This is a genomic window from Bartonella sp. AP20NXHL, from assembly GCF_042196165.1.
Taxonomy (GTDB): Bacteria; Pseudomonadota; Alphaproteobacteria; order Rhizobiales; family Rhizobiaceae; genus Bartonella.
In genome coordinates this window covers 217,360-230,055 of record NZ_JBHIPV010000001.1, presented here as the reverse complement: position 1 = coordinate 230,055, position 12,696 = coordinate 217,360, and the positions used below count along the sequence as shown (strand labels likewise).

The 12,696-nt window shown below is 36.6% G+C and carries 13 protein-coding genes; 7 read left to right on the top strand and 6 right to left on the bottom strand.

Going from position 1 to position 12,696, the window contains the following annotated elements; translation table 11 throughout:
• Positions 1-154: 154 nt before the first annotated feature.
• The 5 genes from sucD to ACFILL_RS00800 all read right to left on the bottom strand — a co-directional run bounded on the left by sucD (position 155) and on the right by ACFILL_RS00800 (position 5,447).
• Positions 155-1,057: a succinate--CoA ligase subunit alpha gene (gene sucD / locus ACFILL_RS00820; RefSeq protein ID WP_273790158.1), complete on the bottom strand. Its 903-nt coding sequence runs from the start codon at positions 1,055-1,057 to the stop codon at positions 155-157.
• Positions 1,058-1,060: 3 nt separating this feature from the next.
• The gene (sucC, locus tag ACFILL_RS00815) at positions 1,061-2,257 is read right to left on the bottom strand and encodes an ADP-forming succinate--CoA ligase subunit beta (RefSeq protein WP_375643034.1); all 1,197 of its coding nucleotides are present in this window, start codon (positions 2,255-2,257) and stop codon (positions 1,061-1,063) included.
• A 95-nt stretch (positions 2,258-2,352) separates the two neighbouring features.
• A complete protein-coding gene (gene mdh, locus ACFILL_RS00810) occupies positions 2,353-3,315 on the bottom strand; it encodes a malate dehydrogenase (protein ID WP_273790160.1) in 963 nt (320 codons plus the stop codon).
• 288 nt (positions 3,316-3,603) lie between these two features.
• Positions 3,604-4,803, bottom strand: coding sequence for a cell division protein ZapE (zapE, locus tag ACFILL_RS00805; RefSeq protein WP_375643062.1), 1,200 nt, complete (start codon positions 4,801-4,803; stop codon positions 3,604-3,606).
• Positions 4,804-4,901: 98 nt separating this feature from the next.
• Positions 4,902-5,447: an AprI/Inh family metalloprotease inhibitor gene (locus ACFILL_RS00800; RefSeq protein WP_273790161.1), complete on the bottom strand. Its 546-nt coding sequence runs from the start codon at positions 5,445-5,447 to the stop codon at positions 4,902-4,904.
• Positions 5,448-5,673: 226 nt separating this feature from the next.
• Here ACFILL_RS00800 and dapF point away from each other — a divergent pair, with 226 nt between their 5' ends.
• The 7 genes from dapF to ACFILL_RS00765 all read left to right on the top strand — a co-directional run bounded on the left by dapF (position 5,674) and on the right by ACFILL_RS00765 (position 11,748).
• Positions 5,674-6,525, top strand: coding sequence for a diaminopimelate epimerase (dapF, locus tag ACFILL_RS00795; RefSeq protein WP_273790162.1), 852 nt, complete (start codon positions 5,674-5,676; stop codon positions 6,523-6,525).
• Entirely contained in the window at positions 6,525-7,808 is a 1,284-nt protein-coding gene (mtaB, locus tag ACFILL_RS00790; RefSeq protein ID WP_273790163.1) for a tRNA (N(6)-L-threonylcarbamoyladenosine(37)-C(2))-methylthiotransferase MtaB, read from the top strand. The genes dapF and mtaB overlap by 1 nt, the downstream gene beginning before the upstream one ends.
• A gap of 14 nt (positions 7,809-7,822) precedes the next feature.
• On the top strand, positions 7,823-9,076 hold the full coding sequence (ftsY, locus tag ACFILL_RS00785; RefSeq protein WP_273790164.1) for a signal recognition particle-docking protein FtsY: 1,254 nt from the start codon (positions 7,823-7,825) through the stop codon (positions 9,074-9,076).
• Positions 9,073-9,759, top strand: a complete 687-nt coding sequence (locus ACFILL_RS00780; protein ID WP_273790165.1) for a septation protein A — start codon at positions 9,073-9,075, stop codon at positions 9,757-9,759. The genes ftsY and ACFILL_RS00780 overlap by 4 nt, the downstream gene beginning before the upstream one ends.
• Before the next feature lie 63 nt (positions 9,760-9,822).
• Positions 9,823-10,584, top strand: a complete 762-nt coding sequence (gene gloB, locus ACFILL_RS00775; protein ID WP_273790166.1) for a hydroxyacylglutathione hydrolase — start codon at positions 9,823-9,825, stop codon at positions 10,582-10,584.
• A gap of 44 nt (positions 10,585-10,628) precedes the next feature.
• A complete protein-coding gene (locus ACFILL_RS00770) occupies positions 10,629-11,084 on the top strand; it encodes a hypothetical protein (protein WP_375643032.1) in 456 nt (151 codons plus the stop codon).
• Between the two features lie 196 nt (positions 11,085-11,280).
• A complete protein-coding gene (locus ACFILL_RS00765) occupies positions 11,281-11,748 on the top strand; it encodes a hypothetical protein (RefSeq protein ID WP_375643031.1) in 468 nt (155 codons plus the stop codon).
• A gap of 21 nt (positions 11,749-11,769) precedes the next feature.
• Here the strand turns inward: ACFILL_RS00765 and ACFILL_RS00760 are convergent, their stop codons facing one another.
• Positions 11,770-12,666, bottom strand: coding sequence for a ParB/RepB/Spo0J family partition protein (locus ACFILL_RS00760; RefSeq protein ID WP_273790169.1), 897 nt, complete (start codon positions 12,664-12,666; stop codon positions 11,770-11,772).
• Positions 12,667-12,696 lie beyond the last annotated feature (30 nt).

Sequence of the window (12,696 nt, the reverse complement as noted above, 5' to 3'; positions counted from 1 at the left end):
CCGGAACATCTATTCCGTCTCCTTATATCTCTTTTGACCTTTAAATGCTTACAAACAAGCAGTGATTTGAACATTCAAAAAAGTTTTACCTTTTTATACTCAAGTTTTTTCACCTGAATCTAAGAACCTTTGCTTATTCAGGTGAAACTTTCTTTTAGCCTTTCAAAACTGACATCAAAGTCTTACCTATCTGTGATGGCGAAGAAGACACACGAATCCCTGCTGATTCCATTGCTGCAATTTTATCTTCTGCTCCACCCTTACCACCAGAAATAACAGCACCGGCATGTCCCATTGTCCGTCCTGGAGGAGCCGTACGGCCAGCAATAAAGCCAACAACTGGCTTTTTTCGACCTTTTCTTGCTTCATCTTGCAGAAACTGTGCTGCTTCTTCTTCAGCAGAACCACCAATCTCACCAATCATAACAATAGACTGAGTTTCATCATCTGCTAAAAACATTTCCAACACATCAATAAATTCAGTACCCTTAACAGGATCACCACCAATCCCTATAGCAGTTGTTTGTCCGAGACCTTCCTGACTCGTCTGAAAAACGGCTTCATAAGTTAAAGTTCCCGACCTCGAGACAACCCCAACAGAACCTTTTCTAAAAATAGAACCAGGCATAATACCAATTTTACATTCATTTGGTGTAAGAATACCGGGACAATTAGGACCAATAAGACGAGACTTTGAGTTTTCTAATCGCGCCTTCACTTTAACCATATCCATAACGGGAATACCTTCCGTAATACAGATAATTAAACGAATTTCAGCTTCAATAGCCTCTATAATAGCTGCCGCAGCCCCTGCAGGAGGAACATAAATAACGGAAGCATCCGCACCTGTTTTTTCTTTTGCTTCTGCAACATTAGCAAAGATAGGAAGAGTTTCACCTTTTGAACCTTCCCATGTTTCTCCACCCTTTTTAGGATTAACGCCACCAACCATTTGCGTACCATGATAAGCAAGCGCCTGTTCTGTATGAAATGTTCCTGTTTTTCCTGTAAGCCCTTGAACTAGAACTTTTGTCTCTTTATTCACAAGAATCGACATAGCTTAAGCTCCCTTCACGGCTGCAACAATTTTTTGGGCAGCATCATCTAAATCATCAGCAGGAATAACATTCAAACCACTCTTATTAATAATTGCTTTACCCTGCTCAACATTAGTGCCTTCAAGACGAACAACCAAGGGAACTTTCAAACCAACCTCACGAACAGCAGCAACCACACCTTCAGCAATGACATCACAACGCATAATACCACCAAAAATGTTAACCAAAATGCCCTTAACATTTGGATCGGCCGTAATAATCTTAAAAGCAGCTGTCACCTTTTCTTTTGATGCTCCACCACCAACATCCAAAAAATTCGCTGGCTCTGCTCCATAAAGCTTAATGATATCCATTGTTGCCATAGCAAGCCCAGCACCATTAACCATGCAACCAATCGTACCCTCAAGAGCAACATAAGCAAGATCATGCTTTGATGCTTCTATTTCCTTTGGATCTTCCTCTGAAAGATCGCGTAATTCTAAAATATCTGGATGACGAAACAGAGCATTATTATCAAAAGAAACTTTCGCATCAAGAACACGCAAACGACCATCTTTCATCACAATAAGTGGATTGATTTCTAAAAGGCTCATATCTTTTTCACAAAATGCCTTATAGAGAATCGGAAAAAGCTTTTCACCATCTTCTCGCGCACTACTTTGTAGTTTCAACGCATCACAAAGTCTTGCACAATCAGCAGAAGTAACACCTTCTCCAGCATCAATGGGAAGCGTGAATATTTTTTCTGGTGTCTCTTCAGCAACCGTTTCAATATCCATTCCACCTTCTGTTGAAACAACAAAAGCAATTCGACCAATGCTACGATCAACCAAAAGTGAAAGATAAAGCTCCCGTTCAATATCGGCACCGTCTTCAATATAAAGGCGGTTGACCTGCTTACCCTCTGGACCAGTTTGTTTGGTTACCAAAGTTTTTCCAAGCATTTCTTGAACATTTGCAACAACTTCTTCAACAGATTGTGCAAGCCGAACACCACCCTTTGCATCAGGATCAAGTTCTTTAAACTTACCCTTACCACGACCACCAGCGTGTATCTGACTTTTAACCACATAGAGAGGTCCGGGCAATTTTTCCGCCCATTTTTCCGCTTGCTCTACAGAATAAACAGCGACACCATTTGCAATTGGTGCTCCATATTCATGAAGCAGACGTTTGGCCTGATACTCATGGATATTCATGCATTTGTCCTTTTCTTTTATGGATCATGGATCTTATTAATCCTAAAGTTTTAATATTCTAAATACTTATTTTAATGAATTAAACCTTGTTCAATTTACTTGAGACTAGGTACAAGAGCAATACAAGCTTCACAAAGCTTTTTAACCGCATTTACTGAATGATCAAAAGCACCTCTTTCTTCTTTATCAAGATCAATTTCAATGACTCGTTCAACACCACCTGCACCAAGTACAACAGGAACACCAACGTAAGTATCATTAACCCCATATTCCCCTGAAAGATAAGCTGCAACAGGCACAACACGCTTAGTGTCCTTTAGATAAGCCTCAGCCATAGAAACAGCAGAAGCTGCTGGTGCATAATAAGCAGAACCTGTTTTTAACAAACCAATAATTTCTGCACCACCATCGCGGGTACGCTGGATAATTTGATCAATTCTTTCCTGTGTTGTCCAGCCCATCTTTACAAGATCAGGCAAAGAAATACCACCAACCGTTGAATAACGCACGAGAGGAACCATTGTATCACCGTGGCCCCCTAAAACAAACGCTGTCACATCTTTAATAGAGACCTTAAATTCCTCAGATAAGAAATGACGAAAACGCGCTGAATCAAGAACACCTGCCATACCAACCACTTTATGTGTAGGGAGACCTGAAAATTTCTGCAAAGCCCACACCATCGCATCAAGGGGATTAGTAATACAAATAACAAACGCCGAAGAAGCGTATTTTTTAATTCCAGCTCCAACTTGTTCCATAACCTTTAAATTAATGCCCAAAAGTTCATCACGGCTCATACCAGGTTTTCGCGCAACGCCTGCTGTTACAATAACAACATCAGCACCTTCAATTGTTTCATAAGCATTAGCACCTTTTAGACTGATATCAAAACCATCAACAGGAGAAGATTCGGCGATATCTAGAGCCTTACCTTGTGGCACACCTTCTGCAATATCAAATAAGACCACATCAGCAAGCTCTTTAAGCCCAATAATATGTGCTAAAGTACCACCAATCATACCTGAACCAATGAGAGCTATTTTTTTCCGTGCCATTTTATTTTTTCCTAACTTTTAGATAATTCAGCGCACACCCATCAGCGTCCGTATACTGAATATTTTTGACTTCAACCATATTCAAACAATATCATAAAAAGGAGTAAAGAAATGAAATTTACAAATTTCTCTCTTTACAGAAACAACAACCCTCCGCTGAAACAACTATTAGAAAATTATCACGATGTATCGATAAAGTGAATTTAAAAAAAATACAACAGAATTATTATATTTCTTTAATTTCAAAAAGTTATTGTTTTTACAGTTTACGTAAAGGTAAAAGTATAATCAATGCTTCTTCTTCAAAAGAAAATGTTCTTCCCAAAGTTTTAAATAATCGTAGCTTTGCATTTCGAAAAGACGTGATTGTGTTCTTTTAAATTCAAATGTTTCCGTAATCTGCGCATGCCCTTTATACAAATCCCCTACCCCTGCCGCAGCCGACATAAACAACCGTATGTGGCGTTCATAAAGAATATCAATAAGCAAAATAAACCGTTTTGTTTCATTGCGACATGTATCATCCATGACCGGTACATTATCAATAAAAAGCGTATGATAACGCTCTCCTAATAACAAATATTCAGCCGCGGCCAAAGGCTTTGCACATAAATCCCCATAATCAAAACGAGCACATCCTGCACCAAAGCGCGGAATAGGAATAAGGCGCCCTTTTATAGAAAGCTCATCAGATGTCTCCTTATGTCCTTGCAATACAAGTGCCCATGCTTGATCCATATATTCATTTGCCGGGACCCCCAACGGCGACACATACACCTGTTGTAGATTTGATTTTTCAAGGCGATAATCTGTTTTTGCATCAAGATTAACAACGCGAACATATGCTTTCAAAACTTGAATAAAAGGCAAAAAGAGTTCACGATTTAAACCGTTACAATAAAGGTTATCCGGCGCCACATTTGAGGTTGCAATAAAGAAAATTCCTTTATCAAACAAAGCAGAAATAAGCCGCCCCAATACCATAGCATCAGCAATATCTGTTACACTAAACTCATCAAAACAAAGTATTTTTGCTTCTCGTGCAAGATCCTCAGCAACAGCTAAAATAGGATTATCTTGTTTAAATTTTGCACACCCAGATGCTTGACGATAAAAATTAATACGCTCATGTACATCAGCCATAAAATCATTAAAATGGGCACGCTTTTTATGACCTTTAGGCAAACAAGAAAAGAACAAATCCATCAGCATGGTTTTGCCCCGTCCTACTTCACCATAAATATACAGTCCCTGAAAAAAACCTGTTTCATCTCCTTGTTTTACAACACAAGAAATATTTTGTTTTTTCCTTTTAAATATTCTATTAAAGAAAGAGCAAAATATCCAAGTCCAAGGACGAGGGATATTTTGTTCCGTAATTTTTTTTAATAAATGATCAAAATATTCTGTTATAGCTAATTGAGCGGGATCAAAACAAACCTCTCCTTTAGCGACAAGCTCCTTATAACGTGTTGAAACGAGAATCATCCAAAAAACCTTTTTCAAACCGATCTCAATGAAAAATACAAATACTTTTCACGAATCTGTCCGTCTAGCTTAGCTTGTCATAAACGGTCAAAAATGATTTAACGACTTAAAACAACGGGATGATCATCAAGTGTACGTCCCTCAAAACGATCAACATTTGAAGAATAAAGAACGAGGATAACACGTCCAGAGTTATTATAAAAATATAATCTTTTTCCTTTAACGTCCCACGATCTCACTTGGGAAGCAATTCCTGGACAGTGTAAAGGACCAGCACGGTACCCTTTTCCAAACTTTGTTTGTGGAGTTGCAATCCGGCAAACTTTTCCTCCCATAGAAAGATTCCATACCCCAGCAATACTTGCAGGAAATAAATCAGTGGCACTGCTTGGCAATTCGAGACTAGCCATTCGTCCATCGCTCTGAGAATCTCCTTTTTCATACACCGAAGCGTTTGCGTCTTCAGATATCGACGAAGAAGGAGACGACAGATCAGACGCTTCCAATATTGTCATTTGTTGAGATGGATAAAAAACTTCTAATGCGTTATTATCGTCATTACCATCAAACCGTGTTGTTGAACATCCCCCTAAAAACATTACAGTTGATAGTGCAACGAAAAACGAAACTCTTGAAAACGCCATGTCTGTACTCTCTCCCACGACAATAAATAAGTTCACAAAAAAATTAAGCGAATATTTGTTATAGTTACAAAGATAAATTAACAAATTAAAAAAAACAGGTTAAAATCACTTATTTTAAACGAAATAACTTATGTACCAAATTTTATATTTATTAAACACTGGAAATTTATAATATTTTCAGCCATATATCTCTTTTATAAGTAATCATTAGAAATAGAGAAGTTTCATGAAAACGCCATTTAGCAAAATGGACGGTCTTGGAAATCAAATTATTGTTGTTGATATGCGTGAAAGCACTCATGCTCTTACACCAAAAGCAATCCTTGCTTTGTCAGCAGATCCTGAAATGCATTTTGATCAAATCATGGCTATCCACACACCTACCCAGAAAAAAGCCAACTTCCGCATCGAAATATGGAATGCCGACGGATCAATGGCTAAAGCTTGTGGCAATGGTACCCGCTGTGTCATCGCATGGCTTAAAGATCACAATTTTGGTGAAAAATTTCATTTAGAAACTCCCGCTGGAATTATTGAAGGGAAATACCAAACCGACAATCTCATTTCTGTTGATATGGGATGCCCAAATTTCAATGCAAAAGAGATGCCTGTTTCACGTGAAATAGTTGATACAAATCACGTAGAAATTACGGCTGGTCCCCTAAAAGACGCTTGTCTCATATCCATTGGCAATCTCCATGCTATCTTTTTTGTTGAAAATGATATTCAACATATTCCATTAGAGGAATATGGGCCAAACCTTGAACATGATCCCCTGTTTCCCGAACGGTGCAATATTTCCATTGCTTGCATAACGTCAAAGAAAAGTCTAAATTTACGTACATGGGAGCGAGGAGCAGGATTAACACAAGCATGTGGGAGTGCTGCTTGTGCAAGTGCAGTGGCTGCTTATCGTCGTGGACTTACAGAGCGCCATATTGATGTGAACTTACCAAAGGGAACACTTAATATTTTTTACCGAGAAGACGATCACATTATTATGACAGGACCAATAAAATATCAATTTAGTGGTTTTTTAAGCCCTTTAACAGGGTCCTACAAAAAGGATCACTCCTGATGGCAATAGAAATTGTAACTTTTGGTTGTCGACTTAACAGCTACGAATCGGAAATCATTCGCAAAGAAAGTACTTCTTCAGGGCTAGATCAACTGAAAGATGGTGCTATTATCTTTAATACTTGTGCTGTCACTGCCGAAGCCGTACGACAAGCAAAACAAGCTATCCGCAAAGCACGACGTGAAAATCCTCATGCGCGTATCATTGTAACAGGGTGTGCAGCCCAAACAGAAGCACAAAATTTTGCCTCAATGACAGAAGTGGATCTCGTTTTAGGAAACGAAGATAAACTTCACGCCCATTCTTATCGTCAACTTCCTGATTTTGGTATTAATCATTCTGAAAAGGTGCGTATCAATGACATTATGGAAGTACAAAAAATTGCCCCACATATGGTCAGTGCAATGCAAGAGCGCACCCGCGCTTTTGTACAGGTACAAAACGGATGTGATCATCGCTGTACATTTTGCATTATTCCCTATGGACGAGGACCATCTCGTTCAGTTCCCATGGGTGCTGTCATAGAACAAATTAAAAAGCTAATAGGTGGGGGTATCCAAGAGGTGGTCCTTACAGGTGTTGACCTTACAAGCTATGGCCACGATCTTCCTGGAAAAGCTACTCTAGGAAAATTAACTTCAGCAATTTTGCATCATGTTCCTGACTTAACGCGATTACGCCTCTCATCTATTGACTCTATTGAAGCAGACGAAGAACTCATCAATCTTTTAGCTTATGAAACAAGAATCATGCCCCATTTGCATTTATCTTTGCAAGCAGGTGATAATATGATTTTAAAACGGATGAAACGGCGTCATCTGCGCGAACATGCCATTCAATTTTGCCAAGAGTTGCGTGCCAAACGTCCTACAATGGTGTATGGTGCTGACTTAATTGCTGGTTTTCCTACAGAAACAGAAGAGATGTTTCAAAACAGTCTTGTTTTAATCAAAGATTGTAATTTAACCCATCTCCATGTCTTCCCCTTTAGTCCAAGAGAAGGAACACCTGCCGCACGTATGCCACAAATCAACCGTAAAATAGTTAAGATGCGTGCTGAAAAATTGCGTAAAGCAGGTGAGATGGCTTACCAAAAGCATCTTGCTCATTTACAAAACAGTCTACAAACAATTCTCGTTGAAAAAGATGAAATCGGACGAACAGAAGATTATACCCTTGTACAGGTTAAAGGTGCAAAAGCAGGAACAATTGTTCAAGCCCTTATCGTTGATCATGATGGCGATAAATTGATTGCTGTCCTTCCAAAATTAAACGCTGCTTGAGCAGGAAAATTCTTATGACGAAATCTTTTATTAAAAAAATATTCTCTTTTAACAAATCTCAAGAGCAAGAAATTGAACAACAGATTTCTATTCCTGATAAAAGCGATATAATAGAAGAAAATAAAGACAAAAATGAAAAGACAAAAAATAACCAAGTTTCTATAGACACAGAAAAAGAAGAACAAACAAAAAATCCAGAGTCAATACTTACAAAATATGATGAAAAATCTCCATTTCTAGAATCCCGTTCTGATAAAATTCCTTTTTCTGGTAAAATTATTGTCACAGACAACATCCGTGAAAAAAAGAATGAAGAAATTTTATCTGAACCTTCTGTTGAACAAAAAAAGACAGCGTGGTTTGGGCGCCTTAAAAAAGGTCTATCCCTTTCTTCACAACGCTTAAGCGGATCAATTAGCGATCTCTTTGTTAAAAGAAAACTTGATGAAGACACATTGCAAGAGCTCGAAGATATTCTTATCCAAGCTGACATAGGTGTAGAGACGGCAACACGCATCACAAATACTTTAGCTTCCAGTCGTTACGGAAAAGACCTCTCCCCAGATGATATTCATACTATTGTAGCGGATGAGGTCAAAAAAGTTCTGGAACCTGTTGCAATACCATTGGAACTTGATCTCAGCCATAAACCGCATGTTATTTTGCTGGTAGGTGTAAATGGCACTGGAAAAACGACAACTATTGGAAAACTTTCAGCAAAATTAACAGAAGGGGGATTAAAAGTTATGCTGGCAGCTGGTGATACTTTCCGAGCCGCAGCTATTGAGCAACTACACATCTGGGGTGAACGTACCAATTCTCCTGTTATTTCAACAAAATTGGGTGCAGATGCCGCCAGCTTAGCATTTGATGCTTATGAAAAAGCAAAAAAAACAAACAGTGATGTATTAATTATTGATACAGCAGGGCGTTTACAAAATAAATCTGAATTGATGGATGAATTAGCAAAAATTATTCGTGTTTTAAAAAAACATACCCCCCAAGCACCCCATACAATCCTTCAAACGCTTGATGCAACAACCGGACAAAATGCACTCAACCAAGTAGATATTTTCCGCGATATTGCTGGTGTTAATGGTTTAGTCATGACAAAGCTAGATGGGACTGCACGAGGAGGAATTCTTGTCGCTATCGCAGCAAAATATAAATTACCCGTTTATTTTATCGGTATAGGAGAAGATATTGAAGACCTTCAACCCTTTTCTGCTTCTGACTTTGCCGAAACTATCGCAGGAAAACATGCATGAAACAGCCTTTATCTAATCCTAATTTACACAATAATTCTGAAAAAAAAATGAATAACAATAAAAAAAAATCTCTCTCACCAACACTTAAGTTTCTTTTGGAAATGGGTCCATTGGTTGCCTTCTTTTTTGCCAATTATAAGGGAGAATGGCTGATAAAAAACATTGGATTTTTTCAAAATTTTAACAAATCTATTTTCCCTGCAACAGCTATTTTCATGGTAGCGATAATTATTTCCCTAAGCTTATCATGGATCCTTGCAAGACAAATTCCTATTATGCCTCTTATTTCGGGAATATTTGTTTTAGTTTTTGGCTTTCTAACTCTCTGGCTTCATAATGAAACTTTCATAAAAATGAAACCGACAATCATTAATAGCTTATTTGCTTTTATACTTTTTGGTGGGATGTTTTTTAAAAAACCACTTTTACGTTATGCTCTTGATTCTACCTTAAAACTTGATGATTTAGGTTGGCAAAAACTTACCTATCGTTGGGCGTTTTTTTTCATTTTTCTTGCCCTTTTGAATGAAATAATTTGGCGTAATTTTAGCGATAATTTCTGGACAAGTTTCAAAGTATTTGGCGTCATGCCTATAACAGTCCTTTTCATGCTTACCCAAATGCCTATAATTATAAAACATTCAAAAGGACTTTTTACAGAAGAGGACAAATCTGATTCTTAAAAAAATCACCACTACCGATTATTTTATAGATTCATCGCCAAACACTGTTCGGGAGAAAAAAATATGTTGATTGAACAGTTTATTTGTCGAGAAGACAATTTTGGTATACTCATTCATGATGAAAAAAGTGGTATGACAGCTGCAATAGATGCTCCTGAAAGCAAAGCAATCCACAATGCTTTAAAGCGCCACAATTGGACACTTAACACTATTTTTGTAACTCATCATCATCACGACCATGTAGAAGCCCTATCAGAATTAAAACAAGTTTACAACGCTATGGTTATCGGGCCAGAAGCAGAAAAAGAAAAGATCAATTATCTTGATCAAACACTTCAACCTGATGAAAGTTTTTCTTTTGGCACACACCTGCTTTTAGCTCTTTCAACACCTGGTCATACTTTAGGCGCATTATCTTACTATTTTCCTGAGAAGAGTTTACTCTTTGCTGGAGATACACTTTTTTCATTGGGCTGTGGACGTCTTTTCGAAGGAACACCTGCACAAATGTTAAATTCTTTAAAAAAACTTCGTAAACTTCCTGATGAAACACTTCTCTATTGTGGACATGAATATACAAAAAATAACGCTCTTTTCGCACTAACAATTGACCCACATAATAAAAAACTCCACCAAAGAATAGAGGAAGTTTTTTTGCTACGTGCAAAAAACGCTATGACTTTACCTGTCACTTTAGGGCAAGAAAAAGCCACCAATCCCTTTCTCCGCTGGGATGATAGTGTGTTGCGAAGGAACCTTGTAATGGAAGAAGAAACAGATGAAGAAGTTTTTGCTGAAATTCGAAGAAGAAAGGATAATTTTTAACCATGCTTAAGTTCGTATTACGTTTGTTTCTCCTTTTTCTTTTCGTGATACATATTCAACTAACAAGAGCAGAGGAAAAGGAAACAGATAATTCTTCTCTTATATCCCCTCTCGTTGCAAATTATCCCTTAACAGAAGATTTTTTTTTAAAACTGGAAAAAATTGAAAAAGAATGTGAAAATTTACTTCCAGAAACAAAAAATGATCTTATCACTTATGATTCTAGTATCCACTCTAATATTGAAAACTACACTACCTATATTTCTAGTAAACCAAAACTTATGAATATTTTAAAAAAAAATAATATCAAACCAGAAGATTTTGCTGCTGGAACCTTAGTACTTAAAGAAATATCCGCGCTTCTCATATTTGCACCTGAAAAGGAATATTCTACTGAGAAAAATATTATATTTCTAAACAATCTTGAATTTGTTAAAAAACATTTTTACAAAGCAACAATTCTTTTAGATAGCTGTGAAAAACTCATTTTGAGCAACTAATCAGTTATGAAATGTTAGAAAATATCACCCCTTTAATCTAATAAAGAAGTCAGTGCATTAAAAAATCACCGTATTTTTATCATTCCTAATAATTGTTTTTATTTCGATTATATTTACAAATGTTTTTCTAAAAATAAAGAATAACAGACGGAAAAGTATTTATTGAAATTCAAAAAAGAAAGGATAATTTTTAGTCATGTTTAAACTTCTATTGTGTTTTTTCTTCATTTTTCCTTTTGTATCATACGCTCAAGAAAAAAAACAAGAAATAGATGATCCTTCTTTTATACCGCCTTTCATTGCAAATTATCCCTTAACAGAAAATATTCTTTTAAAGCTGGAAAAAATCAAAGAAGAATGTAGAAATTTAGCTTCAGAACCAGAACAAACAAATACAAAAAGTGATATCAATACTTATGATGATCATATTGAAAAATATGCTGCCTATATTTCTAATAATCCAAAACTTGTGAATATTTTAAAAGAAAATAATATCACACCAAAAGATTTTGTTGTTGCTCACCTAGCACTTAAAGCGACATTATATGTACTTACTGATGAGGAAAATTATACTTATGAAAAAAACTCTTTACCTTCAAGAAATCTAGAATTTGTTAAAGAACATATGTATAGAATAATCCAAATTTTAAGAGATAACTGTTAAAAATCTTTTTATAACAATTGATTAACTTTGTAAACGCCGACAAATTTCATCTAATTGTTCTAATGAAGAGTAATGTATTTTTAAATCGCCACCTTTTTTACCATGCCGAATAATAACTTTCATTCCTATCACATCTGCAAGTAATTTTTCTAAAGATTTTGTTTCAGCATCTTTTTCCGTATTGGTACGCTTTTTAGTTTTAGGATTGGCTTTCTCATATGCAAGTATTTCTGTTTGACGTACTGAAAGCCCTTCACGAATAATTTTCTCAGCTAAATTTTGTGGATCATCAACGGTTATAAGACAACGTGCATGACCAGCAGAAAGTTGTCCATCCGTTAAGAATTGTTGTACTCTTTCTGGAAGTTTTAATAAACGAAGCGTATTTGCAACATGACTACGACTTTTTCCAATAACTTGTGCTAAATCTACTTGTGTATAATCATGCTCATTCAAAAGCATCTCATATCCTTTTGCTTCTTCGATAGGATTAAGATCTGCCCGCTGAACATTTTCAATAATAGCCAATTCCAAAGCGGTTTTATCGTCCACATCACGAATAATAACGGGTAATTGACTTAAATTTGCACGTTGTGCTGCACGCCAGCGCCGTTCACCCGCAATCAATTCAAACCGATGAGGATGATCTCTTAAAGGCCTTACAATAACCGGTTGAACCACACCGTGTTGACGAATTGATTGTGCCAAATTATCAAGCTCTGTTTCAGTAAAATGACGCCGAGGATTGTGAGGATTACATGAAATAGATTCAATAGAAATAAATCGCTCAGAAATACTACCGGATTCATTTAATTTATCAAAGCTTGATGAACGTGCAATATTGTTGTTTAAATTGATATCTCCAATCAATGCAGCTAATCCACGTCCTAGTCTTTTTTTTGAGAGATCATCATTCATAATTTTTCTCTTTGAATTTTTAGATTATTT